The 26,795-nt window shown below is 68.6% G+C and carries 28 protein-coding genes and 2 tRNA genes; 8 read left to right on the top strand and 22 right to left on the bottom strand.

The features are described 5' to 3' along the window. Window positions 1-42: 42 nt before the first annotated feature. Entirely contained in the window at window positions 43-921 is an 879-nt protein-coding gene (locus tag ACOZ4I_RS00535) for a PhzF family phenazine biosynthesis protein (RefSeq protein ID WP_424001962.1), read from the bottom strand. 78 nt (window positions 922-999) lie between these two features. Next, window positions 1,000-2,118 carry a hypothetical protein gene (locus ACOZ4I_RS00530; protein WP_424001960.1) on the bottom strand — a complete coding sequence of 373 codons (1,119 nt, stop codon included), beginning with the start codon at window positions 2,116-2,118 and terminating at the stop codon, window positions 1,000-1,002. 172 nt (window positions 2,119-2,290) lie between these two features. Between ACOZ4I_RS00530 and ACOZ4I_RS00525 the strand changes: the two genes are divergently transcribed. After that, window positions 2,291-2,905 carry a DJ-1/PfpI family protein gene (locus ACOZ4I_RS00525; protein WP_424001958.1) on the top strand — a complete coding sequence of 205 codons (615 nt, stop codon included), beginning with the start codon at window positions 2,291-2,293 and terminating at the stop codon, window positions 2,903-2,905. Here the strand turns inward: ACOZ4I_RS00525 and ACOZ4I_RS00520 are convergent, their stop codons facing one another. Together ACOZ4I_RS00520 and rnz are read right to left on the bottom strand one after the other, a co-directional pair. Further along, window positions 2,906-3,979, bottom strand: a complete 1,074-nt coding sequence (locus ACOZ4I_RS00520; protein WP_424001956.1) for a Gfo/Idh/MocA family protein — start codon at window positions 3,977-3,979, stop codon at window positions 2,906-2,908. A 56-nt stretch (window positions 3,980-4,035) separates the two neighbouring features. Continuing rightward, the gene (gene rnz, locus ACOZ4I_RS00515) at window positions 4,036-4,962 is read right to left on the bottom strand and encodes a ribonuclease Z (protein ID WP_424001954.1); all 927 of its coding nucleotides are present in this window, start codon (window positions 4,960-4,962) and stop codon (window positions 4,036-4,038) included. 338 nt (window positions 4,963-5,300) lie between these two features. Here rnz and ACOZ4I_RS00510 point away from each other — a divergent pair, with 338 nt between their 5' ends. The 3 genes from ACOZ4I_RS00510 (at window position 5,301) to ACOZ4I_RS00500 (ending at window position 7,890) form a co-directional block, all read left to right on the top strand. Then, window positions 5,301-6,362, top strand: coding sequence for a CARDB domain-containing protein (locus tag ACOZ4I_RS00510; RefSeq protein WP_424001952.1), 1,062 nt, complete (start codon window positions 5,301-5,303; stop codon window positions 6,360-6,362). 59 nt (window positions 6,363-6,421) lie between these two features. Continuing rightward, window positions 6,422-7,087 (top strand): potassium channel family protein, encoded by a 666-nt coding sequence (locus ACOZ4I_RS00505; protein ID WP_424001950.1) that lies wholly within the window; start codon window positions 6,422-6,424, stop codon window positions 7,085-7,087. Between the two features lie 326 nt (window positions 7,088-7,413). Further along, window positions 7,414-7,890 carry a DUF7384 family protein gene (locus tag ACOZ4I_RS00500; protein ID WP_424001948.1) on the top strand — a complete coding sequence of 159 codons (477 nt, stop codon included), beginning with the start codon at window positions 7,414-7,416 and terminating at the stop codon, window positions 7,888-7,890. On the opposite strand, the gene ACOZ4I_RS00495 is transcribed toward ACOZ4I_RS00500, so the two are convergent. The 9 genes from ACOZ4I_RS00495 to ACOZ4I_RS00455 all read right to left on the bottom strand — a co-directional run bounded on the left by ACOZ4I_RS00495 (window position 7,887) and on the right by ACOZ4I_RS00455 (window position 15,306). After that, a complete protein-coding gene (locus ACOZ4I_RS00495; protein WP_424001946.1) occupies window positions 7,887-9,593 on the bottom strand; it encodes a methyl-accepting chemotaxis protein in 1,707 nt (568 codons plus the stop codon). The genes ACOZ4I_RS00500 and ACOZ4I_RS00495 overlap by 4 nt on opposite strands. 130 nt (window positions 9,594-9,723) lie before the next feature. Then, window positions 9,724-10,515 (bottom strand): SDR family NAD(P)-dependent oxidoreductase, encoded by a 792-nt coding sequence (locus ACOZ4I_RS00490; RefSeq protein ID WP_424001944.1) that lies wholly within the window; start codon window positions 10,513-10,515, stop codon window positions 9,724-9,726. 101 nt (window positions 10,516-10,616) lie between these two features. Continuing rightward, window positions 10,617-11,270, bottom strand: coding sequence for a non-canonical purine NTP pyrophosphatase (locus ACOZ4I_RS00485; protein WP_424001942.1), 654 nt, complete (start codon window positions 11,268-11,270; stop codon window positions 10,617-10,619). A gap of 43 nt (window positions 11,271-11,313) precedes the next feature. Next, window positions 11,314-11,589, bottom strand: a complete 276-nt coding sequence (locus ACOZ4I_RS00480; RefSeq protein WP_424001940.1) for a DUF5808 domain-containing protein — start codon at window positions 11,587-11,589, stop codon at window positions 11,314-11,316. Window positions 11,590-11,826: 237 nt separating this feature from the next. Continuing rightward, window positions 11,827-13,473 carry a bifunctional N(6)-L-threonylcarbamoyladenine synthase/serine/threonine protein kinase gene (locus ACOZ4I_RS00475; RefSeq protein ID WP_424001938.1) on the bottom strand — a complete coding sequence of 549 codons (1,647 nt, stop codon included), beginning with the start codon at window positions 13,471-13,473 and terminating at the stop codon, window positions 11,827-11,829. A 9-nt stretch (window positions 13,474-13,482) separates the two neighbouring features. Beyond that, a complete protein-coding gene (locus ACOZ4I_RS00470) occupies window positions 13,483-13,614 on the bottom strand; it encodes a 30S ribosomal protein S27ae (protein ID WP_162413660.1) in 132 nt (43 codons plus the stop codon). Next, window positions 13,615-13,923: a 30S ribosomal protein S24e gene (locus tag ACOZ4I_RS00465; RefSeq protein ID WP_162413659.1), complete on the bottom strand. Its 309-nt coding sequence runs from the start codon at window positions 13,921-13,923 to the stop codon at window positions 13,615-13,617. It abuts the gene before it with no gap. A gap of 125 nt (window positions 13,924-14,048) precedes the next feature. Then, window positions 14,049-15,056 (bottom strand): AAA family ATPase, encoded by a 1,008-nt coding sequence (locus ACOZ4I_RS00460; RefSeq protein WP_424001936.1) that lies wholly within the window; start codon window positions 15,054-15,056, stop codon window positions 14,049-14,051. A 179-nt stretch (window positions 15,057-15,235) separates the two neighbouring features. Then, window positions 15,236-15,306, bottom strand: a tRNA-Gly gene (locus ACOZ4I_RS00455). Window positions 15,307-15,603: 297 nt separating this feature from the next. Here ACOZ4I_RS00455 and ACOZ4I_RS00450 point away from each other — a divergent pair. Then, complete coding sequence (locus tag ACOZ4I_RS00450) at window positions 15,604-16,437, top strand: NAD+ synthase (protein ID WP_424001934.1); 834 nt, start codon at window positions 15,604-15,606, stop codon at window positions 16,435-16,437. 22 nt (window positions 16,438-16,459) lie between these two features. Here ACOZ4I_RS00450 and ACOZ4I_RS00445 read toward each other — a convergent pair whose 3' ends face one another. Both ACOZ4I_RS00445 and ACOZ4I_RS00440 read right to left on the bottom strand, forming a co-directional pair. Further along, a complete protein-coding gene (locus ACOZ4I_RS00445) occupies window positions 16,460-17,182 on the bottom strand; it encodes a DUF3105 domain-containing protein (protein WP_424001932.1) in 723 nt (240 codons plus the stop codon). A 44-nt stretch (window positions 17,183-17,226) separates the two neighbouring features. Further along, window positions 17,227-17,904: an enoyl-CoA hydratase/isomerase family protein gene (locus tag ACOZ4I_RS00440; protein ID WP_424001930.1), complete on the bottom strand. Its 678-nt coding sequence runs from the start codon at window positions 17,902-17,904 to the stop codon at window positions 17,227-17,229. A 60-nt stretch (window positions 17,905-17,964) separates the two neighbouring features. Between ACOZ4I_RS00440 and ACOZ4I_RS00435 the strand changes: the two genes are divergently transcribed. Together ACOZ4I_RS00435 and ACOZ4I_RS00430 are read left to right on the top strand one after the other, a co-directional pair. Then, window positions 17,965-18,621, top strand: a complete 657-nt coding sequence (locus ACOZ4I_RS00435; protein ID WP_424001928.1) for a DUF7114 family protein — start codon at window positions 17,965-17,967, stop codon at window positions 18,619-18,621. Between the two features lie 67 nt (window positions 18,622-18,688). Beyond that, a tRNA-Thr gene (locus tag ACOZ4I_RS00430) sits at window positions 18,689-18,760 on the top strand. Between the two features lie 351 nt (window positions 18,761-19,111). Here the strand turns inward: ACOZ4I_RS00430 and ACOZ4I_RS00425 are convergent. Then, entirely contained in the window at window positions 19,112-19,552 is a 441-nt protein-coding gene (locus ACOZ4I_RS00425; RefSeq protein ID WP_424001926.1) for an acyl-CoA thioesterase, read from the bottom strand. A gap of 108 nt (window positions 19,553-19,660) precedes the next feature. On the opposite strand from ACOZ4I_RS00425, the gene glmM reads away from it, so the two are divergent. After that, entirely contained in the window at window positions 19,661-20,977 is a 1,317-nt protein-coding gene (gene glmM / locus ACOZ4I_RS00420; RefSeq protein WP_424001924.1) for a phosphoglucosamine mutase, read from the top strand. Window positions 20,978-21,063: 86 nt separating this feature from the next. On the opposite strand, the gene ACOZ4I_RS00415 is transcribed toward glmM, so the two are convergent. The 6 genes from ACOZ4I_RS00415 to ACOZ4I_RS00390 form a co-directional block, all read right to left on the bottom strand. Beyond that, window positions 21,064-21,222, bottom strand: a complete 159-nt coding sequence (locus tag ACOZ4I_RS00415) for a DUF7563 family protein (protein WP_044952319.1) — start codon at window positions 21,220-21,222, stop codon at window positions 21,064-21,066. Window positions 21,223-21,379: 157 nt separating this feature from the next. Then, entirely contained in the window at window positions 21,380-21,967 is a 588-nt protein-coding gene (locus ACOZ4I_RS00410; protein WP_424001922.1) for a DUF7090 family protein, read from the bottom strand. Window positions 21,968-22,017: 50 nt separating this feature from the next. Further along, a complete protein-coding gene (locus ACOZ4I_RS00405; protein ID WP_424001920.1) occupies window positions 22,018-22,455 on the bottom strand; it encodes a DUF2391 domain-containing protein in 438 nt (145 codons plus the stop codon). Window positions 22,456-22,724: 269 nt separating this feature from the next. After that, window positions 22,725-23,402 (bottom strand): uracil phosphoribosyltransferase, encoded by a 678-nt coding sequence (gene upp, locus ACOZ4I_RS00400; protein ID WP_424001918.1) that lies wholly within the window; start codon window positions 23,400-23,402, stop codon window positions 22,725-22,727. A gap of 144 nt (window positions 23,403-23,546) precedes the next feature. Beyond that, window positions 23,547-26,261 carry a TRAP transporter permease gene (locus ACOZ4I_RS00395; RefSeq protein ID WP_424001916.1) on the bottom strand — a complete coding sequence of 905 codons (2,715 nt, stop codon included), beginning with the start codon at window positions 26,259-26,261 and terminating at the stop codon, window positions 23,547-23,549. Next, window positions 26,258-26,746, bottom strand: coding sequence for a DUF1850 domain-containing protein (locus ACOZ4I_RS00390; protein ID WP_424001914.1), 489 nt, complete (start codon window positions 26,744-26,746; stop codon window positions 26,258-26,260). Before ACOZ4I_RS00390 ends, ACOZ4I_RS00395 begins: the two co-directional genes overlap by 4 nt. Window positions 26,747-26,795: the final 49 nt, after the last annotated feature.

Here is a 26,795-nt window from a genome sequence, read left to right as displayed (position 1 = left end):
GGGATTCCGCCGGGGCCGAAATGAGTGTGCCGGTCGCGGCCGCTACAGCAGGTCGCCGCGGGCGACGGGCACGACGCCGCCGCCCACCTCCACCGCCACCGCGTCGCCCGTCGCGTCGGCGGCGAGGTGCAACAGCGACGGTCGCCCCATCTCGTAGCCCTGCTCGACGCGGGCGTCGACGACGGGGCCGCCGAGCACCTCGTGACGGGCGAGATAGGCGGCCAGACAGCCGTTCGACGAGCCGGTCGCGGGGTCCTCGGGCACGTCGTAGAACGGCGCGAACACCCGGACTGCGAGGTCGTTGTCGTCATCGCGCGGGTCCCGGCAGACGGCGAGGACGTTCTTGGCCTCCCGGTCGCCGGTGACGGCGTCGTAGGCCGCCCGGTCGAGGTCGATGGCCGTCAGCGCGGCCCGATCGGCCACCGGAACCACGATGGTCGGCAGCCCCGTCGAGACCACCTGGACCGGCCAGTCGCCGTCGAGGTCCGCGACCGGGAGTCCGAGCACCTCTGCGAGGCGGGCGTGTTCCAGCTCCTCGCCGAACGTCGGCGGGCGCTGTGTCATCCACAGCGTCTCGCGGCCGTCGCGCCGGCGGACCTCGACGGGGACCTCGCCCACGTCCAGGTCGAGCGCCACCGACTCCGGGCGGCCGTCCGCGAGGTGCTCGCGGATCACAGCGGCGGTGCCGAGCGTCGGGTGGCCGGCGAAGGGAATCTCCGCGGCGGGCGTGAAGATGCGGACCGGCCACGCGCCGTCGGTCGGCTCCCCGGTGACGAACGTCGTCTCGGAGTAATCCATCTCGGCGGCGATGGCCTGCATCTCCTCGCCGTCGAGGTCGCCGGCGTCGGTCACCACGGCGAGCTGGTTCCCGGCGTAGCGCTGCCTGGCGAACACGTCGACGATGTGGAACGGGTGAGACATACTGGTGGCCTGGACGGGGACGCAAAAGAGCGCTGGGGCACAGTGTGAACTGCTAGCGAGGTGGCCCGGTGAGCGCCGTCAGGCGCTTCCGGCTGGTTTCGCGTCGGCGTGGACGTATCCCAGCGCGGCGAGTGGCAGTCCGAAGACGGTCGTCGTCACGGTGTCGATGACGGCCGTCGAGACGAACAGGAACACCGACCCCGCCATCGCGGCGTCGACGGCCGCACCGACGAGGACGGCACCGACGACGAGCGCACCGGCGGTGACGAGTTCGGTGTCCGAAGACCGGCGGCGGAGCGCCACGCCGACGCCGAGGAGCAACGCCAGCGCGACGGCCGACGGGGCCGCCATGACCGCGCTCAGGAGGAGGGCCTCGCCGCCTCCCCACGTCGCTCCGGCCACAGTGACCTGCCAGACGGCGGTTCCGACCCCGCTGGCGACCGCGACCAGCGCGACCACGACGGCCACCGAGCGAGCGGTGAGCGCCCGGCGTCGTCCGCGAGCGACTTGCACGGCGTACACGCCCAGCCCGGCACCGAGGTAGCCGCCGGCGAGCCACACCAGCGTCTGGCCGACCATCAGCCACGCCATGCCGAGCAGGAACCGGGCGATGACGGCCAGTTCGTTCGTCGGTTCGACGACGTAGTACGTGCCGTCTTTCTCTACGACGGAGGGAACGCCGCCGCCGAACCCGATCGGTGCCGACGCGTTGGCAGCCGAGACGGTGCCGTTCCCACGGTCGACCACCCGCTGGACCGATGGGCGGGCGGACTCGTACTCGACCGCGAGGTCGCTCACGAACGCGTCCGCACTGCGGGGTTCGAGTCTGAGGGTCGCCGTCTCGTCGCGTTCGGTGACGTTCAGGCGGTAGTACTCGCCGCGGTAGACGGCGTGTTCGTTCTCGTGGGGGAGGCCAGAGAGTTCGCTGTCGTTCGTGGCGAACGTGACCGCCTCGCCGTTGGTGGCCCGACGGACGAGCCGCCGGGTTCGGTTCGTGTCGTCGTAGTACGACAGGTTCGTCACGTCGTCCGAGCGGTGCGCCAGGACGTTCGCTTCGGTCTCGGGGTCGAACGCCGTCGCCTGATACTGGCAGTCGTCCTGCTGTGGCGTCCCGACGAAGAGCGGAACCGTGCCACAGAGCAGGCCGATGGCGAGGACCACGAGGAGGGTCTTGGAGGGATGGAGGGCGGTTGCCATCGGGCGATTCTGACACGCCACCGGGGGAAAAGTGTTTGCCGGTCGACCAGTGGTGACGGACCCGGAGAGTGGGTCGGCCACGCGAAGTCAGCACGAACAGCCCGAGAGACCGTCGCAGGCGTCTCGGCCAGCGAGCGCGTGGCTATTTGCCGGCGGGACCCGAGATGAACGCATGGACACTGTGGCAGTCGTCTGCTTCGACGGGTTCGACGAACTGGACGCCGTCGGCCCCTACGAGGTGTTCGAGAACGCGGCGCGAATGGGCGCGTCGTGGGACGTGACGCTCCGTTCGGTCCGGGACGCCGAGACGGTCACCGCGAGCCACGGCCTCCGGGTCGAACCGGACGGCCCGCTGGCCGACGCCGACCCTGCCCTCCTCGTCGTGGCCGGCGGCGGCTGGAACGCGCGGAGCGACGCGGGTGCGTGGGCGGAGGCCGAGCGCGGCGACCTGCCCGACGCCGTCGCGGCGGCTCACGACCGCGGGGCGACCGTCGCCGGCGTCTGCACCGGCGGCATGTTGCTCGCGCGGGCCGGCATCCTCGACGACCGACCAGCGGTGACACACGGCGGCGCGCTCGACGACCTGCGAGCGACCGACGCGAAGGTGGTCGACGCGCGCGTCGTCGACGACGGCGACGTGCTGACCTGCGGCGGCGTCACGGCCGGCCTCGACCTCGCGCTCTATCTCGTCGAGCGCGAGTGGGGCGCGGACGTGGCGGCGGCCGTCTGCGAGGAGATGGAGTACGAGCGACGCGGCGACGTGTTCCGCGGCGCTCGGAGCGAGTAGTCAGGCGTAGGTGCGGGCCTCGTCGAGCATGTCCTGCACGTCGACGGCCTCGCCGGTTTCGCTGCTCTCGATGGCCGCGAAGACGATGGCCATCGATTCGAGGACGCTGTCGACGCTCGTCGGCATCGGCTCGCCGCCCTCGACCCAGTCGACGAACTGCTCGATGAGCCAGGCGTTCTTCCAGTGGGGGCGCTCGGCCAGCGGGACCGTCTCGCCGTCGCCGTTGCCGATGCTCTCGAAGTTCCCGACCGGGTAGTCGTCGGCGTGGAACCGCTCGACGTCGCGGCGGTCGAGCACGACGGTCTGGTCCGTGCACTCGGCGCGGAACTGCTCGTGACCCCAGCCGTTGAGCGTCGTCGCGTTGGCGTAACTGCCCTCGTACTGGGCGCGCGTCCCGTCGGCGAAGTGCAGCGTCACGAGACCGGCGCAGTCGCCGTCGTAGTCGGCCCCCTCCGGCGTCCACGTCTCGGCGTACACCCGCTCGCAGGGCGCGTCGGCCAGCGACGCGAGGATGTCGAGGTGGTGAATCGCGCCGTCGAGCAGGAGCATGTCGTCCATCTCGTAGACGTAGTCGGCGTAGAAGCCGCGCTCGCGGACGTTGCCGGTGTAGCGCCCCGTCAGATAGTCGACCGCGCCCGCCTCGGCAACGGCGCGTCGGAACGTCGTCTTGTCGCGGTCGAAGCGGTGGCTCATCGTGACGCCCATCTTCTTGCCGGCGTCGCTGACCTTCTCGGCGATGCGGACCGACCCCTCCAGCGTGTCGGCGACGGGCTTCTCCGAGATGATGTGGAGGTCGTGTTCGAGCGCCGTCTCGACGACCGGTTCGTGGGTCGAAGGCGGCGTCACGACCGAGCAGACGTCGGCCTCGCGCTCGCCGAGCGCGGTTTCGAGGTCGGTGTAACACTGCTCCGGCGAGAGGTCGAGGTACGTCTCGGCGCGTGCGAGTCGTTCGGGGTCGGTATCGACCGCTGCGACGACTTCGATGCGGCCGTCGTCGACGTTCGGTGGGATGGCGTCGGTCGCCCAGGTGGACCCCTGTCCGCCCAGGCCGACGTGGACCAGTCGCTGTGTCATAGTCGTGGTACCGTTCGAGAGGATAAATGCTGCACTATTTCATCAATATTCGACCGTTATTCGTCGGCGTCGGGGAACTGGACGTGGCGCTCCATCCCGTCCTCGGCGACGAACACCTCGCCGTCGAAGGCGTCGCGGGCCTCCGCGGCCAACTGGTCGGCTCCGCCGGCGTACCGCGTCGAGATGTGCGTCAGCGCCAGCGACCGGACGCCGGCCTGCTGGGCGATGTCGGCGGCCTCCCGCGCGGTCGAGTGGGCCGTCGCCTTCGCTCGCTCGTTGCGGTCCTCGGCGAACGTGGCGTCGTGGACCAGCAGGTCGGCGTCCTCGCTGGCTTCGACGATGCTCTCGGTCGGGAGCGTATCGCCCGTGTAGACGACGGTCCGGCCGGGCCGCGGCGGTCCGACCACGGCCTCGGCCGGAATCGTCTCGCCGTCGTGCTCGACCGCCTCGCCGCGGTGGAGTTTCGAGTACTTCGGACCCGGTGGGATGCCGAACTCCTCTTCGGCCTTCTCGCGGTCGAACTTCCCCTTGCGGTCGTCCTCGTCGATGACGTAGCCGACGCAGGCACAGCGGTGTTCGGTCTCGATGGCCCGGACCTCGTACTCCGGGCGGTCGAGGACGACGTCGCCGGCCGACACCTCGTTGACGCGGACCGGGTACGACGGCGTCGTCCCGTTGGCCTGAATCAGTTGCTCGATGTTGCCGCGGGTGCCCGCCGGCGTGTGGATGGCGATGGCACGGTCGCGCTCGTTGAAGTCCCACGTCTGGAGCAGGCCCGGAATTCCGAGGACGTGGTCCCCGTGGAGGTGCGTGACGAACAGGTGGTCGATGGCAAAGCCCGTGCCGTAGCGCATCATCTGGCGCTGGGTCCCCTCGCCGCAGTCGAAGAGGAGGTAGTCGCCGTCGCGGTTGCAGAAGATGCTGCTGGTGTTGCGCTGGGTCGTCGGCACGGCCCCACTCGTTCCCAGGAACGTCACGCGCATAGCGTCGAATGCTGGGCCGCCGACGGGTAAACAGGTGTCGAAAGCCGACGTGTCGGGTGACGGAGTCACACACTGCGCCGCCGTTCGCGCCCTGCATCGTCTACCCCGACGACCCGAGAACGCGGTCGAATCACCCGGAGGCCGGTTTTAATAACCATCCAAACGTTTCGCGTCCGGAGTAAGGTCGGGCAACGTTCGCACCCACGTCCTTCCAATCTCGAATTATGGCTTAGCACCTCGTTATTCGCCGCTGAACGGTCGATTCGGTTTATACAGCCGTGCGCCATCTCACCGTCTGCACTGCCTCCGACCACTGCCACACCACAGCTACACTATCCATGATACGTACCCATACGCTCGCCGTATTCGTCGCGCTGCTCGTCGCCGGCGGCCTCGCCGCACAGGCGGGGGCCGTCCCGGGCGCGACAGCGCAACAGGAAGCGCCGACAGCACCGACCACAGGTGTCAGCGTCGACTCGCTGACAGCACCGAACAGCACCGCACCGAACTCGACCGTGACCGTCGCCGCCACGGTGACGAACAACGGTGACGAGGCCGTGACCGAGCCCGTCGAGTTCCGCCTCGGCGGCGAAGTCGTCGAGCGGACGGTCGTCTCGCTCGACGCCAACGAGAGCGCGTCCGTCACGTTCGAGGCCAACACGACCGGCCTCGACACGGGCGAGTACCGCCACGGCGTCTTCACCAGCGACGACGGGCAGATCGCGGCGATCACCGTCTCCGAGTCGTTCACGCTCGACAGCCTGGACGCCCCGTCGAACGTCACGGCCGGTGACAACGTCACGGTCAACGCGACCGTCACCAACCCCAACGACTTCCAGACGACCCAGTCCGTCGAGTTCCGACTCGACGGCGCGCGACTCGCCACCCAGTCGGTGAACCTCTCGGCCAACGAGACGACCGACGTCTCGTTCAACCTCTCGACGTCCGACGTCGATCCCGGGACGTACGTCCACAGCGTCTTCACGCGTGACGACGGCGAATTCGCCGAACTCACCGTCGAAGAGGCCCCCGAGGAGCCGACGGAGACCCCGACCGAGGAGCCGACCGAAAACGAGACCGAAGCTCCCGTCGACAACGAGACCGAGGAGCCCACTGAGAACGAGACCGAAGCTCCGATCGACAACGAAACCGAGGAGCCGACCGAAAACGAGACCGAGGCTCCCGTCGACAACGAGACCGAGGAGCCCACTGAGAACGAGACTGAGGCTCCGATCGACAACGAAACCGAAGAGCCCACTGAAGACGAAACCGCGGAACCCATCGGCAACGAGACCGAGGAACCCACTGAAGACGAAACCTCCGAGCCAATCGAGGAAACCGAAGAACCCACCGAGAGCGGGACTGAGGAAGGCACCGAACAGGCGACGACCGAAGGCTAACTGAGCCTGTCACCTGTTACCCGTTCACATTTTTAACAGTGGCCGTCGTACCGTGGCCCATGAAGTTCCTGATCGTCGGCTACGGCCGAGTCGGTATCCGAACCGCGCGGATCCTGCAGAGCGAGGGCCACGAGGTCACGATCGTCGACAACGACCCCGCCAAAGTCGAACGGGCGAGGGAAGCCGGGTTCACGACCATCCAGGGGGACGGCAACGAGGAGAGCGTTCTCGAGGAAGCCGGCGTCGCGTCGGTCGACGCCATCGGCGGCCTGACCGGCGACCTGAACACGAACTTCACCGCCTGCATGATCGGGAAGGAACACGGCTGTCGAACCGTCCTGCGCATCGACGCCGACTACCGCGAGGAGATCTACGAGAAGTACGCCGCGGACGTCGACGAGATCATCTACCCCGAGCGCCTCGGTGCGGCCGGCGCGAAGACGGCGCTGCTGGGCGGCGACTTCAACGTCCTCGCCGACCTGACCGAACAGCTCTCCGTCGCCAGCATCCGCGTCCCGGACGGGTCGCCCTTCGTCGGACAGCGCGTCGTCGAGGTGGAACTGCCCGGTGACGCCCACATCTACGCCCACGGCAGCGGCCACGAGCCGATGACGATTCCGCTGCCACAGACCACGATCGAACCGGGCGACAGCCTCGCTGTCATGGCCGACCCCGGCGGCCTCGACGACGTTCGGGCGACGCTCCGCGGCGACGCGCCGGCCTGAGTTGCGGAGACGGGTCTCTCGGCGAGGATATCGAAAGGGAGGATCGCGGTGTCCGGGCGCGCGTGAGGGGAGGATAGGATGGCTGTCAGTGTCACCGACACACACTGAGGCCGTCGAAGCGCGCCCGTATCGGTTCGGAGGGAACCGGTGCGCATAAACACCCGTCAGACGAGCGGACGACGGACGACAGACGGCGCGGCTTTTTCACCGGCGCGACCCTGCGTCCGGTATGACCTGGGCGACCCTCTTCGAGCGCGCGACGGAGTACCAGACCACGGTCGAGGCCGTCTGCGAATCCCTCGCCGACCACCGGGCGGAGGACGGCGATGCCTGAGTCCTCGCCCGCCCGCATCGTCGCCGACGCAGACGTGCTCGCCGCGGACCTGCTGTGTGGGCCCGACGGCGACGCCCGCGCGGCGCTCGATCACGTCCGCCGGCACTCGTGGGTCACGCTGGTCGCGAGCGAGGCGTTGCTCGACGACGCGTCCGCCGTCGTCCGCGACCTCGCCGACGCGTCGCTTGCGGCCGACTGGCGAGCGCAACTCGAATCTGAATGCGAACTGGTCGAACACCCCGCCGACGACCACCCCGCACTGGCCGCCGCCTACCGGGGTGGCGCGGCGCACCTGCTCTCCTACGACGACCGACTGCGGAGCGCGAAGACCGCCGCGTCGCTGAGTCGGCACGCGTCGCTGAGCGTCAGGCCGCCGGACGCCTTCGCCCGGCTGTTCGATGCGGAATCGCTGTACGCCGTCGTAGAAAGCGGTCCCTACCCCGGCCCGGATCGAGACCCGAGAGCCTAGTCGTCGGCCGGCACGGTGGTCGATTCGTCCACCGCGCCCGACGTGCCGATCGCGTCGTCTGCGACCTCGAACTCGTCGAGCACGTCCTGCAAATCGTCGGTCCGTGACGCCATCGCCTGCACCTCGTCGGTCACTTCCGTGATGGTCGCGGTCTGTTCCTCCGTCGCGGCGGCGACGGATTCGGACTCCGAACTGGTCTGTTCACTCACCGACGCCACCTCGTCGACCATGTCGACGACCTCCTGGGTGGTGTCGGACTGCTCCGCGGTCGCTTCCGATATCTCCTGGATCGAGTCGTTGACCTCGCCGAGCACGTCGACGATGTCCTCGAAGTCCCGGAGCGCCGACTCGATGGTCTCGACGCTGTCGGTCACCTGCTGGTTCGTCGCCTCCACGTCGGTCACCGTCTCGGTCGCCTCCGCCTGGACCGACTCGATGCGGTTCGACACGTCGGTCGCGGCGTCGTGGGTCTCCTCGGCGAGCGTCTTGACCTCGTCGGCGACGACGGCGAACCCGTCGCCCTCGCCGTCCGCGCGGGCCGCCTCGATGGAAGCGTTCAGCGCGAGCATGTTCGTCTGCTCGGCGATGTCGGTGATGACCTCGACGATCTCGTCGATCTCGCCGATCTGGTCGCCGAGGCTCTCCACCGACGCGGCGATGTCGCCGATCCGAGTCTCCATCTCGTCGAGTTCGTCGATGGCCGCCTCGGCGTCGGCGCGTCCCTCCCGTCCCCGCCGGCTCGCCTTTTCGGCCGTGTCGGCGGCGTTCTCGGCGGTTGCGGCGATCTCCTCGACCGTGGCCGACAGCGTGTTCATCTCGGAAGCCACGTCGGCGTGGCGGTCCGACTGCTGGCTGGCTCCGGCGGAGATCTCCTGGACCGAGCGGGCGATCTCGTCGCTGGCGTCGTCGATCTCCTCGACACTCCGGGTGACGTGGTCGCTGGTGTCGTCGACCTCGTCGGCGAAGGCCGCGACGGTCCCCACCGTGTCCCCGAGCGTCGTCACGAGGTCGTTGTAGTTTTCGACGACGGCCTCGAACTGCTCGTCGTCGACGGCGGCGAACTCCTCGTCGATGGTCGCCGTCAGGTCGCCGTCCTTGGCTCGCTCGGCGGCCTCGCCGAAGGCGACCACGAGGTCGTTGAGCGCCTGCGACCGACGTTCGAGGTCGCTCGTCATCGCCTGGAGTTCGGTGGTGTAGTCGTCCATGCTCGCCGCCATCCGCTCCAGCGACCGGCCGAAGGTGCCCGGCACGTCCTCGTCGAGCACGTCGGCGTCGAACTCCTGTCTGGAGAGCGCGTCAGCCTGCTCGGAGACGGTTTCGAGGTACGCGTGCATCGACCGGAACGACGCCAGCAGGCTCGCGACCTCGTCGTCGCGGTCGCTCTCGGGCAGGTCGGCGTCGAGTTCGCCGGCGGCGATGTGATCTGCGCTCTCGGACATCGCCACGACCGGTTCGACGAGGTCCTCCCGCGTGATGAACACGGTGTTCGCGAACGCGACCACCGCGCCGGCGAGCAGCGCCCCGGTGAGGAGGAGCTGGAGGGTCCCCCCCGTGACGACCGAGACGAGCGCCAGCGCGACCGAGGCCGCGAACTGCAGGCCGACGGCGGCGAGCACCTTCCGTTCGATGGACTCCGAGACGCCGGCGATGGCGAGCGTCTTCCGTATGAACTGTTTGTACCGTTCGACCGGGTCTGTAGGCATACCGAACGCTTTCGACGTACTGCTTATAAACACTCCCGCAGATTATCGGAAGTTGAAAAAGATATACCCGAACGATAGAGGAGGATAGGAGTTTTCGAGTCCGAATAGCAGATCGTTATCAGATCTGACGTTATCGGTCGCCGTTGACCCAGTTCGCGACACGCCGGACGACACCGCGGGGCAGGACGCGGCCGAGGAGGTCGATCGCCCTCATCGTCCGTCGGGGCACGACGACCGTCTCACCGGCGGCCAGGCCGTCGTAGGCCGCCGACGCGACCGCCTCGGGCGTGTTCGAGGTGAGCGTTCCCACCGCGGAATCACCCATCCCCGCGCGGGTCTGGAACTCGGTGTCGACCGGGCCGGGACAGACCACGGTCACGTCGACGGGCGTCTCCCGAAGCTCCTCGGCCAGCGCCTCGCTGAAGCTGTTGACGTACGCCTTGCTCGCGTAGTAGCCCGCCAGCCACGGACCGGGCTGGAAGCCGGCGACCGACCCCACGTTCAGGACCGCGCCGCCGTCCGCGAAGTCGTCGAGGAACAGCCGCGTCAGTTCGACGGGGAGGACGACGTTTAACTGCAACTGCGTGCGCTCGGCGTCGAGGTCGCTCTCGGCGAACGGGCCGTAGGTCCCCACGCCGACGTTGTTGACGAGCACGCCCACGTCCAGCCCGCGGTCGTTGACCTCATCGTAGAGGTCTTCTGCGGCCGACCCGCGGTCCAGATCCATCGCGATCGGCGTGACCACGACTCCCTCGGATTCGAGATCGTCAGCAAGGCTCGCCAGTCTGTCCTCGCGTCGGGCGACCAGCACGAGATCGTGCCCGTTCGCGGCGAACTCCCGTGCCAGCGCCGCACCGATTCCGGCCGACGCGCCGGTGATCAGCGCGGGGTCGCCGCGCCGGATCGCGTCGTTAGCGCTCACCGTACCACGCTCCGACTGTCGTCGCGGGTTTCAGCGTCTCCGCGCCGCGTCTCCGCTGAAACTTCCGAGGGATGGACCGCCATCCCTCGACGGACGGCTCGCTAGCGCTCACCGTACCACTCGGCGAACTTCGACAGCGCCCGCCCGCGGTGGGACACCGCGTTCTTCTCTTCGGTGCTCATCTCGGCGAACGTCGTGCCGTCGTGCTCGAAGATCGGATCGAATCCGAAGCCGCCCTCGCCACGCGGGGCGACGATCTCACCGGGGACGCGGCCCTCGAACAGTTTGACCGGGAGCGCGTCGTCGTCGCCGGCGCGGACCTGCTCGTCCGTCGTGGCCGCGCCGCGGTCGTCGGCCGCGAGGTCCTGGCCCCGGCGCTCCGTCCGGTCCACGGGCTCCGGCGTTGCGGCGAAGTCCTCGCCGTCGCAGTACGCGATGACCGTCTTGAACGCCGCCGCGCGGTCGTCTTCGGGTTCGGTCATGCGCCAGACGCGCTCGACGCCGACCGTGTCCTCGACGTACGAGGAGTACGGACCGGGAAAGCCGTCGAAGGCGTCGACGAACAGCCCCGCGTCGTCGACGATGACCGGGCCGTCCGCCGCGCGGTAGGCCGCCCGCGCGCCCTCGGCCGCCACCGTCCCGAGGTCGTCGGCCTGCACCTCCGGATAGTCGAAGTCGAACTGCCGGACCTCGTCGTCGAGATACGCCGTCGCCTCCCGGACCTTCCCGGGGTTGGTCGTGACGAAATTGAGCATACCGGCACACCGCGTCCGGCGACAAAAGAGCCGTCGAAAGCGTTCAGTCGACGACGACTTCGACCGGTTCGTCCTCGGACTCGGACTCGAACTCCGCCTCGCCGCCGCCGCGTTCGAGGTACAGCATCACGCCGGCGACCGCGAGCACGACCCACGAGCGCCAGTTCGCCAGGTTCAGCGTGTAGCCGATGCCGAAGGGCTTCTCGACCAGCATGTCCTCGCCCGGCTTCCAGTACGACGAGACGAGACGCTTGAGGCTCGGTCGCTCGAAGTTGTACGGCACGCCGAACAACGTTCCCGACTGCGGTTTGTCAGCCATACCACTCCCTACTCGGGCCGACGTTAAACCATTTGTCCACCCCCAGCTTTTTGCTTCGGATGGTGTCCGCAGACCACCGGTCACGGAAAAACGTGATCTTGCCGAGCGATGCGAGGCAGGCTCGTCAGAACGGCGTTCTGACGGTGGGGAAAACGGCCGGAAGCGCCGCGACGCGGTTTCCGGTGAATCGGCGGCTTCGCCGCCGAACGCGTCAGGCCGCTACACTGCACTTATCAGCTACTGATACCGCCCGCGCCCCTCGATGTCGTCGAGACTCGCGAACACCGCGTCGGCGTGGTCGCTCTCGGCCCGGTAGGCGTCCTCGGCGGCCGACAGCAGCGTCTCGGGGTCGTCGGCGGTCCCGGCCAGTGACTGGGCCAGCACGTGGAGGTCCATCGCGTGGTCCTCGGCGTCCTTCGTGTAGTAGCCGAGGCCGAAGTCGATGAGGATGGTACGGTCCGGGTGAGCGTTGCGGGCCCCGACCCGGACGTTCCGCGTCGTCGGGTCGCCGTGGACGAACCCGGCGTCGTGGATGCGGGCGAGCCAGCGGCCCACGTCCGCGACCCGTGATTCGGACAGCCCTTCACGCAGGTCAGCCTCGCCGACGCGCTGGAAGACGATGCGGGCCTCCTGGGGGTCCACGTCGCGAATCAGCGGCGTTGGGACGCCGTTCCGACGCGCCTCGCTGGTGAGACGGGCCTCCTGTCTGGTTCGCTCGGTCCGGAGGCGCTCGTCGAGGGCGGGGTGGCGGTAGCTCCGGGGGACCCGTTCCTTGACGACGCGGTCGGCCTCAAAGCGGACCGTCGCCTCCGCGCCCTGGACCTCGGTCTCTGCCTCCCGGGTGCGGTCGACGGACTCCTCGGGACCCCGCCACGTGACGGCCACCTCGTCCGGCCGGAAGTTCGAGTCGATGCCGGAGTCCTCGATAGCGACGGTGTCGCCGGCGGCGTACATCGTCGCGCCGAGCATCGCGATCATGCCGGCGTTGTCGCGGAGGAAGCGGTCCTCGGGGGCGAAGAAGTCGGCCCCGCGCTGGTCGCACATCTCGGCGAGCATCCCCTGCAAGCGGTCGTTCTGGCCGACGCCGCCGCCGAGTACCAGTTCGTCGGCCCCGGTCAGCGACAGCGCCCGCTCGGAGACTTCGGTGAGCATCGCGAAGATGGTCTCCTCCATCCCGCGACAGACGTCCTCGACCGGGACTCCATCGTCGACGGCCTGCTTCGCGGCGCTCATGATGCCCGAGAAGGAGAAGTCCATCCCTTTGACGACGTAGGGGAGTTCGTGGTACTGGCCCTCGCGAGCACGGCGCTCGACCTTCGGGCCGCCGGGGTGGGACCACCCGACGTGGCGGGTGAACTTGTCGATGGCGTTGCCGACGCCGGTGTCCATCGTCTCGCCGAGCACGCGGTAGCGGCCGTTCCGGTAGCCCAGAACGTGGGCGTTCGCGCCGGAGGCGTTGAGACACACCGGCGAGTCGAAGCCCGAGCGGCGGCGACCCACTTCCAGGTGGGCGACCATGTGGTTCACGCCGACGAGCGCCACGTCGAAGCGCTGGGCGACGGCGCGGGCGGCCGTGCCGACGATGCGCAGGCAGGGTCCGAGCCCCGGGCCGCGCGCAAAGGCGACGGCGTCGATCGGAGTTCCGTCCTCGCCGGCCGCGGCCGCTCGCTCGCGGGCGTGGTCGATGGCCGTCTCGACGACGGTCGGGACGGCCTCGCCCATGTGTTCGGCGGCCTCGCGCGGGTGGATGCCGCCGCTCTCGGGCGCGTAGGCGTCGGTCTCGATGAAAACGTGGTCGTCGTCGGTCGCCCGGGCGGGGTCAGGCGTCTCGAACACCGCAGCGCTGGCTGCCCAGGCGGTTCCCTCGATACCCAGAACGCGCATCGGGCGGCCTTACTTCCACTCGGTGTAGCCGCACTTGCCGCAGTGCTGGCGGTCCTCGTGCTCGGCGAGGACGGTGTCGCCACACCGGGGGCAGGTCTCGCGGGCCAGTTCGCCGTCGTCGTAGTACTCGTTGTGGGGCATCTATGCCTCCTCCGCCTCTTCCTCGCCGTCGGCGACGATCTTGTTGCGTTCGAGCATGTGGTCCTGCTCGACGTCGCGGGCGGCCTCGGGGGAGTCGTAGACCTTGGCGTAGCCGATGGTCTTTCGCATGCCGAACTTCGTGTCGAGCTTGTGGATGACGACTTCCTCGGCGTCCTTGTTCAGCGTCGCGGCGAGCGAGTCGCGCACGGAGAGACGGGAGGGCGTGGCTTCGTCGTGGACGACCTCGAAGCGGACGTCCGTTCGGTGCAACATGGGATTTTCGTCTTCCTCGATGATGTCGATATCCATGGTTCGTTGTCCGTATCTACCCGTCGAAGCGCGTAAAAGGATTTCGAAGCCCGGGACGCCCGCTCGACGGCTGCACGCCCGCTGTTCCCAGCGACGCGGGGGTCCCCGACGACCGCCCGCGCCCGCTATCGCTGCCCGAGCTGGGCCAGCAGGTGCGAGAGGTGGATCCGCTCGTTGGCCGCGTCGACCAGCGCCATGTCCGTCTCGCCGGCCAGCCGGTGGACCTCGGCCAGTCGCTGGCCGGAGTACCGCGAACGGGCCACCGCCAGCAGGTCGTCGAGCACGTCGGACGCACCGTAGCCCTCGTCGACGAGCAGGTCGTCGAGCGTCGAGCGCGCGTCGGTAAAGCGCCCCTCCTCGGCCGCTTCGACCATCTGCTCGACCTGGTCGTCGGCCTCGACGGCGTTCAGCGTCTCGAAGGCGGCGTCCATCGTGATCTCGCCTTCCTCCTCGGCGGTCGTCTGCGCTGCCAGCACCGCCGTCCGAAGGTCGCCCTCCGCGTAGCCGGCGACGTACTCCAGGCCGTCGTCGTCGTGGTCGACCCCCTCCGCGGCGACGATGTCGCCCAGGACGGACACCGTCTCCTCGTGAGTCGGTGCGCGCACCACGACGGGGAAACACCGCGAGCGAATCGGCGGAATCAGCGCGGAGGGCTGGCGCGTCGCGATGACGAACTGCGTCGCCTCGTAGTACTGCTCCATCACCCGCCGCAGCGCCTGCTGGAAGTCCTCGCGCATCCCCTCGGCGTTGTCCAGCAGGATGGTCTTGTAGCTCCCCGACATCGGCGTGTAGCTGGCCGACTCTTTCAGGACGTGGTTGATGAGGTCGGCCTTCGAGGACTCGCGCCGGCGCTTGCTGTCGATGAACGACGAGAAGCGCGGGTCGTTCGCGACCTCCTTTTTCGTCATGTCGAAGACGTCGGCGACGTTGAGTTCGGTGAAGTCCGCGTCGGGGTTCGCGTGGACCTCGCGGGCGAACGCGCGGACGGCGGCCGTCTTGCCGGCCCCCTTCGGCCCGTGGACCAGGAGGTTCATCGGCTCCTCGATGGCCCCTTCGAGGTGCTCGCGGGCCTTCGGCTGGCGAATCTCCGACAGCTCCGGGGCGTGGGTCTCCGTCCACAGCGGCGCGTCCATTGCTCACCGCTGGTACGCCCGGCCCCGACAAGTATCCCGCGGTCCGTGTGTCTCGCCGGCCGTGGTCAAGACACCGCGGCGGCTAGAGAGGGGCGGACTGCTCACAGCAGAATGCGCCGGCCGGGAGTGAGCAATCGCGGAGCGATTGCGAACATCGGGCGGCAAACGACCGCAGGGAGTGCGCCGGCCGGGAATTGAACCCGGGCTATTGGCTTGGGAAGCCAATGTCCTACCACTGGACCACCGGCGCACATCGCTCACTTCGTTCGCTCGTGCCCCGAGGCTCGCAGTTCCGACGGAACTGCTCACCACCGGCGCCCGTTACACTCGCCCGAGGATTGCGATTCAGGGGAATCGCTTTCCGCCGGCGTACACATCAGTCGCGCCGGGAGTCGCCACCGAGGTGGGTCGTCACCGACGCACGACAGGCACTTCGTATCAGACTGTGGTCAGTCGTCGCACTTGAACGTAGCGTTTCGAGTGGACGCGCGTCCGGAAATATCGCGTCGATGGATGGCTATTAGTTCCGGCCGGCCGACCGACCGGTATGGCGACAGCCGACTCCATCGTGCGGGCGGACGACCCGCTCGACCTCACGTTCTCCGAGGCCGAGCTGGCGGCCCACCGCGAGCATATCACGGACTTCATCGCGGGACAGCTCGACGCCGCGGGCGTCGAGACAGCGGTCATCGGGCTCTCCGGCGGCATCGACAGCACGCTCACCTCTCACCTGGCCGTCGAGGCGCTGGGCCAGGACGCCGTCCACGGGCTCGTCATGCCGAGCGAGGTCAACCGCGCGGACAACATGAGCGACGCCGAGCGGGTGGCAAACGACCTGCTCGGCATCGACTACGACGTGATCGAGATCAATCCGCTGGTCGACGCGTTCCTCGACGCCTATCCAGAGGCCGAAGGCGACCAGCTCGCGGTCGGAAACCTCCGCGTGCGCTGTCGAGCGGTGCTGAACTACCTGGTGGGCAACCACGAGGAGGGGCTGGTGCTGGGGACCGGGAACCGCAGCGAGGCGGCAGTGGGGTACTACACGAAGTACGGCGACGGCGCGGTCGACTGCCACCCCATCGCGGCGCTGTACAAGCAGCAGGTCCGACAGCTCGCGGCCCACATCGGGGTCCCCGAGGACCTCGCCGAGAAGACCGCCAGCGCGGAGATGTGGTCGGGCCAGACCGACGCCGACGAGATGGGGATGGACTACGACACGCTCGATTCCATCCTCGCGCTGCACGTCGACGGCGGCGTGCCGGCGGCCGCGACGGCGGACCACATCGGCGTCTCGACGGACGTCATCGACAGGGTCCGGGAGATGCACGAGTCGAGCGCGCACAAGCGCGCGATGCCGCCGGGCCCGAGCCCGCTGTACTGAGTTTCACTCCCGCTATCGACGACTACCGGACCGGGTTCTCCGGCCCGCGACCGAGGTACTCCGAGAGGAACGCGTGGACCGTCCGGGCGTCGTAGTCGTCCATGTACAGCCGGTGTTGCCAGGCGGTCAGGACGAACGCCGCCTCTGGGTCGTCGCTGGGGTTCGGCGCGACGACCACGCTCCGGTAGGTCCCCGTGTGGGCGTTCGCGAACTCCCGCAGGCTCGCTCGCGACTCGTTCGAGAGCGCCGCGGGGTCGTAGTAGACGACGACCGCGCCGTGTTCGAGCGTGTGGACGATGTCGCCGAGCGGCGGCGTCTCCTCGTAGAACCCTGCATCGACGGTCGACCTGTAGTGTGGCCCCGACAGCGGCGGCATCTGCGCGTAGTCGACCGTGGACCCCTGCTGGACGTGCTGGGTCCCCTGGTTCGGGAACGACTCGACCGCTTCGAGGCGGTCGGTGTCGCCGGACTCGGCCAGCGGTTCGGCCTCGATGCCGTCGACCTCGACGCCGCCGCTCCCGCCGCTCAGTTGCGTCACGTACACGCCGATTCCGAGTGCGAAGAGGACCACGACGCCGAGCACGATGGGGCCCAGCGGGAGCCCGTCGCCGTCGTCGCTCCCGACGTGGTTGTCCACCCGACGCCGGTCGATGGCACCAAGTTCCCCGTCGTGGGCGTCGGCGAGGTGGTCCAGGTACGCGTCCTCGCCATCGAACGATTCCCCGCAGTAGTCACAGTCGACCATCGCGCCTCGCTAGGCAAGCGCCCCTCTTGTACCCTTTCCTCTGCTCACAGGTCCGCGTTCGCGATCAGATCGGCGAAGGCCGCCCGCTCGCGTTCCTCCTGATTTTCCCGGTCGGCATCGTCTCGCATCCGCGTTTTCAGCGTGCGGAGCGCCCGCTCGTCGACGGCGGCGAGTTCGTCGGCGACCGTCCGCGGGTCGTCCGTGACGCGCGAGACCAGCCCCATTCGGAGCGCCGTCCGGGCGTCGAGCGTCCGGCCCGAGAGCGCAATATCCAGCGCCTCGCCCGCGCCGACGACGTCGGGCAACCGCGCCGTGCCGCCCCACGCGCCGAACAGCCCGAGTTTGACACCTGTCTCGGCCAGCGTCGCGTCCGGCGTCGCCACCCGAACGTCACAGGCCAGCGCCAGTTCGACGCCGCCGCCCCGCGCCGCACCGTCGATGCCGGCGACGACCGCACCGTCGTAGGTCTCCAGCGTGCGTGCGACCCGCTGTCCGAGCGCCGCGAACGCGTCCGCACCGTCGGCGTCCAGGTCCCGGACCACGTCCAGGTCCGCGCCGGCGCAGAACGCCTCGCCGGCCCCGTGGAGATACAGCACCGGTGCCGTCGCGTCGTCGACCGCCGCTTCGAGGTCGCGCAGGGCCGCCCGCGTCAGCGCGTTCCGCTGCTCGGGTCGGTCGAGCGTCAGGACACAGACGCCGTCGTCGGTCGTCGTCCGAACCATGCCGCCCTCCACTCGGCCGTTTCCAAAGGTCTTTGCCCTTGCCGCCGCTAGGTCGCGCTAATGGAGGAAGTGGCGGCGGTCCGCCGAGCAGCGTTGGCGGCAGTCGACGACGTCGAGCCCGACCGGCTCCGTGCGCGCATCGACGCGCGCCTCGACGAGGCGTCGCTCGCACCCGGCGTGTTGACCCTCGTCAGCGCCGGTGCGGCACGCGATCCCCCGGCCGACCTCGCCGACGGCGTCGCCGACCGGGCCGCCGGCGTCCAGCTCATCTACGAGGGACTCTCGCTCACCCGCCAGCTCGCCCGCGACGACCCCTGGGACGGCGGCGACGGCGAGACGGCGGACCTCGACATCCTCATCGCGGACATCCTCGTCTCGCGGGGCTTCTACCTGCTTGCCCGGACCGACGCCGCGGACGCCGCCGTCTCTGTCGTCCGCTCGTTCGGCCGCGATCAGACCGTCCAGCGGACCACCGGCGACGAACGACTCGAGGGCGCGCTGGAGACGGACATCCTCGAACTCGCCGTCGTCGCCGGCGTCACCGCCGCGGGCATCCGCCCCACCGCGACGCTCCGGGAGTACGCGACCGGGCTGGCCGCCGACGGTCTGCCCTCGAACGCCGACCTGCTCGCCGAGGACGTCGCCGACGCCCTCCGAGCCCGTTCGGGCACCGAACAGCACGCCGGCGACGGGACCGAGGCCGCGGCCGACCACTGACAGTGACCGGCACGCCGGCCCCGAATCGAAACGCCTAAAGACAATTGCCGGATACACACTGATGCGCGCCTGGGTAGCTTAGCGGTAAAGCGCGTCCTTGGTAAGGACGAGACCCCGGATTCAAATTCCGGCCTAGGCTTTCTCCAAGCGACTGACCCGGAGCGGCAGCGACGGGTCCAGAGTGCGTGAGAAACCGGATCCGGGATTTGAATCGAGAGAAGACGCAGCGCGAACGGATGTGAGCGACCGTCTTCGCGTAGTTCAAATTCCGGCCGAGGCTTCTTCCGACCACACTTCTGCGAGGCGCTCCGTCGCCGAGCGACCGCTGTGGTCGGAGAATCTGAACCAGAATTTGAATCCCTGTCAGTCGCAGTCCGCGCAGTCGAGCACCGCGAGACGAGCAGAACCGTCTGACTCCGGTTCAAATTCCGGCCGAGGCGTCTCACGCGAATTATCTGCGCGGAGTTCGATCTCCGCGAGAGACAGACCGTTATCGCTCAGGTTCCTCGGCCAGTGCCGTGTCCCGCAGTTCCCGGCACTTCTCGCCTTTGACCGTCAGTTCCGGAACTTCGGTCGGTTCGCCGTCGCTGATGGCGACGAAGGTGGCGTAGGCGCTGGTGGTCTGTTCGGTCTCGCCGGTCCGGGGATCCTCGCGAGAGACTTCGATGCGGACGCGGACGCTCGTCCGGCCGGTGGCGTAGGCGTAGGACTCGACCAGGGCGGTGTTTCCGATGGGGATGGGGCGCTCGAAGTCGACGCGGGACATCTGGGCGGTCACGCAGGTCTCGCGGGCGGCCCGCATGGCGGACATCGCACCGATCTCGTCCATCCACTTCATGACGATGCCCCCGTGGGCGCTCTCGTAGTTGTTGGCGTGGGTCGGCTGGACGCGTTCGCGGTTGACGATGTGGGTGTCGGCGACGGTTGGCACGGCGCGTCCTACAGACGGGGGTGTAAAAACGATAGTGTCGGCGTCAATCACGGCCGCGACCGCCCGACGCCGGATACGTTTTAGGGCGGCCGCTCGCAGGGGCGGGTAATGACACAGTTCGGAACGAGCGGGATCCGCGGACCGGTCGGCGAGACGGTCACGGCCGACCTCGCGCTGTCGGTGGGTCGCGCGCTCGGTATCGACAGCGAGCGAGTCGTCGTCGGGCGGGACCCCCGCGAGAGCGGCGAATACCTGCAGGCGGCGCTCGCGGCCGGCCTGCGCGAGAGCGGCGCAGACGTGGTTGACCTCGGCGTGGCGGCGACGCCGACGGTTGGGCGCGCCGTGGCCTGGGAGGACGCCGACGCCGGCGTCTCGGTGACGGCGAGTCACAACCCACCCCAGGACAACGGCATCAAGCTCTGGCAACCCAGCGGCCAGGCCTTCGACGCGGCCCTCCGGGCGACCATCGAGGAGCGCCTGCGCGACGGGGCGTTCGACCCGGCGGACTGGGACGCGAGCGGGACGGTCGAATCGTGGGACGCTGGCCAGCGCCACGTCGACGCGCTGGTCACCGAAGTCGGCGCGTCGGGCCTCGACAGTCGCGTCGTCGTCGACCTCGGCAACGGGGCGGGCCGCGTCAGCGTCGAGGCGCTGAGCGAACTGGGCTGTGCCGTCGAGACGCTGAACGGTCAGCCGGACGGCTCGTTCCCGGGGCGGCCCTCGGAGCCGAAAGCGGCGCACTGCGAGTCGCTGTCGACGCTGGTCGCCGAGTCAGACGCGGACCTCGGCATCGCCCACGACGGCGACGCCGACCGGATGCGAGCGGTGGCGGCCGACGGGACCTTCCTCTCGGGGGACGAACTGCTCGCCGTCTTCGCCCGCGCCGCGGCGTCGGCCGGCGAACGGGTGGCAGTCCCCGTCGACACGAGCCTCGCCGTCGCGGACCACCTCGCCGAGACCGATGTGGACGTGGAGTACACTCCCGTCGGAGACGTGTACGTGGCCGAGGCCGCGAGCGAAGAGGGGGTCGCCTTCGGCGGCGAACCGAGCGGCGCGTGGATCTGGCCCGACCGGACGCTCTGTCCCGACGGGCCGCTCGCGGCCTGTACGGTCGCCGCGCTGGACGCCGACCGACCGCTCGGTGAGCGTGCCGCCGACGTGCCGACCTACCCCATCCGACGGGACAGCGTCGAGACGGACGAGAAGGGAGCGGTGATGGAGCGAATCCGCGAGCGGGTAACCGACGAGTACGACGACGTGACGACGCTCGACGGCGTTCGCGTCGACCTCGGCGACGCGTGGTTCCTCCTGCGGGCCAGCGGGACGCAGCCGCTGGTCCGGATCACGGCCGAGGCCAGAGACACCGATCGGGCCGACGCTGCGTTCGAGGAGGCACGGACTGTCGTCGACGACGCCCGCCGCTAGCGGGCGCTGGCACAGAAGCGAGGAGGTGAGAATCCCCCGCAACCGAAGTGGTCACAGGGCGGCGATTCCTGACCCGGTTGGACGCGCTATCCGCGTCGTGTGGACCGAGCCTCACGGACGTCTGCCCCGTCACGAATCTTGTCTTCGCACTGCGGACAGACCCTGGGCTTTTCGACCCCGTTCGGCGTGAACACACGCGCATAGTCAGCCGTGACAAAATTACCGCAGTTCTGGCATTCCGGCATACAGGCCTGTATGGGGGTCAGACCCTCTTAATGGTTGTTGGTCTGGCAAGATGATAGGTCTCCAAGGGCTGGCCCGTCTACCCGGTGAAATCGGCGTTTCGTTCGCAACGGATGAACGGACTCGAGTCGTTCGGCTGTCACGAACTGCCGTGCTCGCTCACTCGCCGTCGAACGAACTCTCGATAGAGCCGTCCTCCGAGAGTTCGATGACTCCGTCGAAGAGGTCGCGGAAGGACGCGACGGTCGCCTCGTCGTGGACCTCGTCGGCGAGGTGGAACATCCCGACGGCGTCGTACTCGTCGAGCAGGTCGAGGATGTCTTCGACGGCCGCCAGCGCGCCCTCCTCGTCGGCGTAGTAGATGAGCTCCGTCAGCGAGTCGAAGCTCACGCGGAGTTTGCCGTCGTGCTCGTGCAGGAACGACTCTGTCTCGTCGACGATGCCGCTCAGGTCGTCCGGTGCGGAGACGTACCGGACGTTCTCCGAGCGCCGGCGGGTGTAGCCCCGCTCGACCGAGAGCGTGTCGAGGATGTCGGCCTTCGACTCGTCGACCTCGTAGTAGTCCAGTTTCTGCGTGACCTCTCTGGCGGTCGTTCGGGTCGAGATGACGAGCATCGCGTCCGTGTCGGTCGAGAGGAAGTCGGTGTCCAGTCGGTCCGTCTCGCCGGTGCTCGGATGGAGGAGGAGAATGCCCGTCCCGCCCGGTATCGTCTCCGGCGCGTTGTCGATAGCCAGCGTGTACTCCATGTGGTCTCCAAGGGGACTCGGGGCCAATTAAGTATACGGGTATCAGCGGGTCAGAACACGCTGTCGGCGGTCGCGGCTCCGACGACGCTGAAGATCGCGCCGACGGCGACCGCTTTCAGCGTCGTCAGCGCGACCAGTGTCGGTGTCGCGTTCGCGAGGATCCCACCTTCGACGAGGAAGGCGTCGGGCGCGGTCAGCGCAACGGCCAGGATCGCGACAGAACTGAACGCGACGAGCATCAGCGAGACGAACCGGATCGGAACCCCGGCGACCTCCGCCTCACGGTCGATGTCTCGCCCGGCGTCGGCCTTGTACAGCGCGCCGTACCCGATGGCGAAGACGATAGCGGTGACCGCGATTGCGTGGTACCACGACATGTTCTCGGCGAGGACCCAGACCTCCTCGGTCACGACGAACGGCCCAGCGAGGAGGAACCCCCCGACGACCTGCTGAGCGGTGTCTGCGATTCGGTATCGGCGACGGCCCATGCCCAGTGACCGCTCGCTCGACACGAAAAACCCCCGATGTGAGACGGCCCGCCCGCCCAAGTTCGAGATGGACAGGGCCCACGCGCGGGCCGCGCCACACTGGCGAGCGGATTTCAACTGGAGATGGATCTGGCCGCCGTCTGTCGGTCTCCACGTGAAGCGAAAGGGTTGTGGCACCAGCGGTCAGCGAGAAATCGCGACGCCTGCTGATAATTAGAGTCCGAGGGAAAAGGGTTCCGTCTCGGAGCGACACTCGCCCGGCGTCGACCTCAGGTCGTCCGGAACGCCCTGTCGCCGGCGTCGCCGAGACCGGGGACGATGAAGCCGTCATCGTCGAGTTCGTCGTCGATAGCGACGCTGATGATGTCGGCGTCGGCATCCGCCTCGGAGACGCGGACGATACCCTCGGGAGCGGAGACGGCGGCGAGGACGAGCAGGTTCTCCGGTTCGGTCTTCTCGGAGGCGATGTACTCGAGGACCGTCGTCATCGTCGACCCCGTCGCGAGCATCGGGTCGGCGACGATGACGGTGTCGTCCTCGGTGATCTCGGGGAGCTTGACGTACTCGACGGAGATGGGGAACTCCCCGTCCTCGTTCATCCCGGCCTCCTCGTCACGGCTGGCGGAGATGACGCCCTGTCTGGCGCGCGGGAAGGCCTTCAACAGGCCCTCGACGAACGGCGTCGCCGCCCGGAGGACGTTGACGATGACCACGTCGTCGAGGCCCTTGACGCGCTCGCCCATCGTCGTCGTCAGCGGCGTCTGGACTTCGGTGTACTCGGTCTCCATCCGGCCGTCGATGATCTCGTAGCCGCAGATGCGGCCCAGCCGGACCAGGCCCTTGCGAAAGGCGACCTGTTCGGTCTCGACGTTTCGGATTCGCGTCAGTTCGTCCTTCGCCAGCGCGTGGGTGACGACGGACGCGTCGCCGCGCTGTTCGATTGGCATACCCGGGCCGTCGACCCCCGTCGGCATAAATAGTTCTCAATACGCCGGCGCGTCGGGGCGCCGATACGGGAGTCGCCGAAACCTCGTTCCGGCGGTCGTCGGGACGGCTCGACGGCCGTCTCGACACGGTGACAGCAGGCCGTCTCAGGCCGGCTCCGGCGTCCCCGACTGCTCGAGCGTCGCTCGGCTCCGCCTGCGGTTGCGCACCATGAGCGCGGCGAACAGCACCAGGCCGACCCCGCGGAGCGCGAGGTCGATCACGAGCGTCATCTCGCCGCCGCCGAGTCCGAGCAGGCCCATGAGGTCGTAGACGGTCAGCACCGCCAGCCCCGGTGCCATCAGGAGAAGCGAACTGACCGCGAACGCGGCGCGCTCGGCGATGGTGACCCTGGCGTAGGCGTGCCCGATGACCGTCGCGGCCAGGGCGACGACACCGAGGAAGACGCCGGCGATGGGCAACAGGACCTCCGGGACGATGAACCCGACGTCGCCGAGGTCCGCGAGCTGGAGGACGCGGTGCTGTTCGTCCTGTTCGAGTTCCTGCCAGTTGGCCTTCCGGCGGATCAGCATGATGCCCGGCGCGAGGACGAACGCCATCGGGACGATGGCCTTGTTCAGCGAGAGCGAGAACGCCTCGATGCCCGTCTGGAACGGGTCGGACTTCGCGACCCCGGAGGCCGCGTAGGCGGCGACGGCCACCGGCGGCGTGATGTCGGCGATGACGCCGAAGTAGAGGATGTAGAGGTGGGCCGTCAGCTCCGGGACGCCGAAGTCGACGAGCGCCGGCGCGAGCAGGGAGACGAGGATGATGTAGGTGACCGTCGTCGGCATCCCCATCCCGAGCAGGATGGAGGAAAAGGCCGTGACGACCAGCAGGAGGACGAGCGAGCCGCCCGCGACGGCCTCGATGAGCGCGACGAGGTTCGGGCCGAGGCCGGAGACGCTGATGACGCCGGGGATGATCCCGGCCGCGGCGACGGCGACGACGACGGGGACCGCCGTCCGCGCGCCGCCCTCCATCGACTTGCCGAGGAAGACGCCGAGGCGGTACAGGCCGTTGTCGGCGAGATTCGGCCGATTCACCGCGTCGGCGGTCGACTCCGCGGCGTCGTCCACCGCTGAATCGAACTCCAGTAGCGCGGCGTCCAGCCGCGGCTTCGTCGCGAGCGTGAGGACGCCGGCGAGGATGGCGACCGTGCCCACCTGTCCGACGGTCGCTGAGAAGGCCGCGCCGATGGACTGGCTGCCGGGGCCGCCGCCAGACAGTGCGGTCAGCACGCCCGCGCCGGTGAGGAACTGCGAGAGCAGCGTCAGAGCGAAGAGGCCGGCGAAGATCGCGGCGAGGCGGCCGCGCGTCTCGTCGCTGTAGGCGGCCACGAGCGTGATCAGCGCCCCGATGGCGATGAGCGTGAACCACGCGGAGCGGGCCACCGACAGCCGCTCGATGATGAGGTAGTACAGCAACAGGCCGATGGGGACGAGGTAGAACCACCCGCTCAGGAGGTGCGACCGCAGGTCGACCAGTTCCGAGCGGTCGAGGCCGCCGATGCCCTTTCGCGTCGCCTCGAAGTGGACCATCACCCAGACGCCGAAGAAGAAGACGATGGCCGGGACGGTGGCGGCGACGATGACGTCGGCGAACGGCGTCACCGTGTACTGGACGATGAGGAACGCCGCGGCCCCCATCACGGGCGGGAGGATCTGGCCGCCGGAGGACGCCGACGCCTCGACGCCGCCGGCGAACTCGGGGCGGTAGCCAGAGCGCTTCATGAGCGGGATGGTGAACGCGCCGGTCGTCACCGTGTTCGCGATGGAAGACCCGGAGATGGTCCCCATGAAGCCGCTGGCGAGGATGCTCGCCTTCGCCGGGCCGCCCTTTCGCGTCCCCGTCGCCGAGTACGCGAGGTCGATGAACCACTGGCCCGCGCCGGACATCTCGAGGAACGCGCCAAAGAGGATGAAGATGTAGATGAACTGCACCGAGACGGTGATCGGGATACCGAAGACCCCGTTCTCCGTGTTGTACCAGAGGTTCTGGATGATCGAACCCCACCCGAGTTCCGGAATGGAGAGGACGCCGACGTAGGCCGCATTCTGCGGGATGAGCACGCCGAAGCGCGCGTAGACGACGAACGCGGCGACGATGACCATGAGGTAGAGACTGATCGCCCGCCGGGTGGCTTCGAGGACGAGGAGGACGCCGAGGACGCCGAGGACGAACGCGTAGGAGGTGTCGGCGAGCGGCCCGAGCAGGCCGGCGGTCGGTTCGAGAAAGGTGAACACTTCCTGGATCGGCCGGCCGCGTTCGAGCCCCAGGGCCCGCATGCGCTGGATCTCCTGGAAGTCGGTGATGAAGTACGCCGCCGCCAGCACCATCAGGAGCGAGAACAGCACGTCGACCGGCGTGATGCGGTCGAGGTCGGGGTCGACGAACAGGAACGCGAGGACCGATCCGACCGTCCGGACGGCGTTCGTGACCGGGTGGGACGGACCGAACTGCGATTCGGTCCGCGCCGCCAGCGCGCGACAGCCCCGCGAGAACGGCCCGTCACCGGTCGACGGCGGGTACAGCAGGAACGCCAGTATCAGGCCGAACGCGACGTGGATGGCGTTGATCTGGAGGAGCTGCAGCGACGCCAGCGTGACCCGGCCGACGCCGGGCACGTCGATCGAGAGGATGAACCCCTTGGCCGCGAGCCACATCTGGAACAGCGAGAAGGCGATGCCGATGACGGCGACGGCGACGACGCTCACCCCCCGGAGCGACCGCTTGCGCTCGATCTCCTGGAGCACTTCTTCGACTTCCTCGTCCGATACAGTCTCGGCCTCGCGGTCGTCAGGTGTCGTGTCGTCGGTCATGTGTCGAGGTGGTCCGTTGCAGCATCGAACGCCGAGCGGCGGGCCACGTGGATCGTGACCGAGCGCTCATTGGTCTGTGCTACCAAGTCGTATGTTTCCCCGTTGACGTGAAGTTTGTGACCGGCAATCTCGCCCGGAGCGACGGTGATGCGGGTGTAGTTGCCGGGCGGGTCGAAGACGTACACGCCGTCCTCGCGGGTGACGTTCGCACCGCTGGGTAGCCCCCAGCCGAAGGACTCGAACTCCATGCGGGTCATCTCCAGGTGGTCGCCGCGGACGGTGTACTCGTCGTAGACGCGTGTCTTCTCCACGCTGTGAGTGTACTCCAGCGCCACGACGGTGCCGTCCTCGACCGGGACCTGCAGGTACGCGTCACCGGTCTGAGCGTCCTCGACGACCAGCACGCGGCCGCCTGGTAGCGCCGCTGCTGATCCGATGAGCAACAGTGCAACGAGCGCCGTGATAGCTACGTATCGTCGTCTCATCTCGTCTCGTCCACGAGCGGTCAGCGAGCGGTCGACCGCGATTCGACGG

This window comes from Haloarcula salina (assembly GCF_049603855.1).
GTDB lineage: Archaea > Halobacteriota > Halobacteria > Halobacteriales > Haloarculaceae > Haloarcula > Haloarcula salina_A.
Note: the sequence above shows the minus strand (reverse complement) of the source record. Positions and strands in the feature narration are given on the sequence as shown.

Bases quoted from the DNA above. Each gene is read 5' to 3' on its own strand.
- upp (WP_424001918.1), bottom strand. From the start codon at position 23,402: ATGCCAATCGAACAGCGCGGCGACGCGTCCGTCGTCACCCACGCGCTG.
- ACOZ4I_RS00450 (WP_424001934.1), top strand. From the start codon at position 15,604: ATGGCGACAGCCGACTCCATCGTGCGGGCGGACGACCCGCTCGACCTC.
- ACOZ4I_RS00415 (WP_044952319.1), bottom strand. From the start codon at position 21,222: ATGCCGGAATGCCAGAACTGCGGTAATTTTGTCACGGCTGACTATGCG.
- ACOZ4I_RS00495 (WP_424001946.1), bottom strand. From the start codon at position 9,593: ATGCCTACAGACCCGGTCGAACGGTACAAACAGTTCATACGGAAGACG.
- glmM (WP_424001924.1), top strand. From the start codon at position 19,661: ATGACACAGTTCGGAACGAGCGGGATCCGCGGACCGGTCGGCGAGACG.
- ACOZ4I_RS00395 (WP_424001916.1), bottom strand. From the start codon at position 26,261: ATGACCGACGACACGACACCTGACGACCGCGAGGCCGAGACTGTATCG.
- ACOZ4I_RS00485 (WP_424001942.1), bottom strand. From the start codon at position 11,270: ATGCTCAATTTCGTCACGACCAACCCCGGGAAGGTCCGGGAGGCGACG.
- ACOZ4I_RS00410 (WP_424001922.1), bottom strand. From the start codon at position 21,967: ATGGAGTACACGCTGGCTATCGACAACGCGCCGGAGACGATACCGGGC.
- ACOZ4I_RS00520 (WP_424001956.1), bottom strand. From the start codon at position 3,979: ATGACACAGCGACTGGTCCACGTCGGCCTGGGCGGACAGGGGTCCACC.
- ACOZ4I_RS00480 (WP_424001940.1), bottom strand. From the start codon at position 11,589: ATGGCTGACAAACCGCAGTCGGGAACGTTGTTCGGCGTGCCGTACAAC.
- ACOZ4I_RS00475 (WP_424001938.1), bottom strand. From the start codon at position 13,473: ATGCGCGTTCTGGGTATCGAGGGAACCGCCTGGGCAGCCAGCGCTGCG.
- ACOZ4I_RS00440 (WP_424001930.1), bottom strand. From the start codon at position 17,904: ATGGTTCGGACGACGACCGACGACGGCGTCTGTGTCCTGACGCTCGAC.
- rnz (WP_424001954.1), bottom strand. From the start codon at position 4,962: ATGCGCGTGACGTTCCTGGGAACGAGTGGGGCCGTGCCGACGACCCAG.
- ACOZ4I_RS00500 (WP_424001948.1), top strand. From the start codon at position 7,414: ATGCCTGAGTCCTCGCCCGCCCGCATCGTCGCCGACGCAGACGTGCTC.
- ACOZ4I_RS00470 (WP_162413660.1), bottom strand. From the start codon at position 13,614: ATGCCCCACAACGAGTACTACGACGACGGCGAACTGGCCCGCGAGACC.
- ACOZ4I_RS00405 (WP_424001920.1), bottom strand. From the start codon at position 22,455: ATGGGCCGTCGCCGATACCGAATCGCAGACACCGCTCAGCAGGTCGTC.
- ACOZ4I_RS00390 (WP_424001914.1), bottom strand. From the start codon at position 26,746: ATGAGACGACGATACGTAGCTATCACGGCGCTCGTTGCACTGTTGCTC.
- ACOZ4I_RS00525 (WP_424001958.1), top strand. From the start codon at position 2,291: ATGGACACTGTGGCAGTCGTCTGCTTCGACGGGTTCGACGAACTGGAC.
- ACOZ4I_RS00445 (WP_424001932.1), bottom strand. From the start codon at position 17,182: ATGGTCGACTGTGACTACTGCGGGGAATCGTTCGATGGCGAGGACGCG.
- ACOZ4I_RS00510 (WP_424001952.1), top strand. From the start codon at position 5,301: ATGATACGTACCCATACGCTCGCCGTATTCGTCGCGCTGCTCGTCGCC.
- ACOZ4I_RS00535 (WP_424001962.1), bottom strand. From the start codon at position 921: ATGTCTCACCCGTTCCACATCGTCGACGTGTTCGCCAGGCAGCGCTAC.
- ACOZ4I_RS00530 (WP_424001960.1), bottom strand. From the start codon at position 2,118: ATGGCAACCGCCCTCCATCCCTCCAAGACCCTCCTCGTGGTCCTCGCC.
- ACOZ4I_RS00435 (WP_424001928.1), top strand. From the start codon at position 17,965: ATGGAGGAAGTGGCGGCGGTCCGCCGAGCAGCGTTGGCGGCAGTCGAC.
- ACOZ4I_RS00460 (WP_424001936.1), bottom strand. From the start codon at position 15,056: ATGGACGCGCCGCTGTGGACGGAGACCCACGCCCCGGAGCTGTCGGAG.
- ACOZ4I_RS00505 (WP_424001950.1), top strand. From the start codon at position 6,422: ATGAAGTTCCTGATCGTCGGCTACGGCCGAGTCGGTATCCGAACCGCG.
- ACOZ4I_RS00465 (WP_162413659.1), bottom strand. From the start codon at position 13,923: ATGGATATCGACATCATCGAGGAAGACGAAAATCCCATGTTGCACCGA.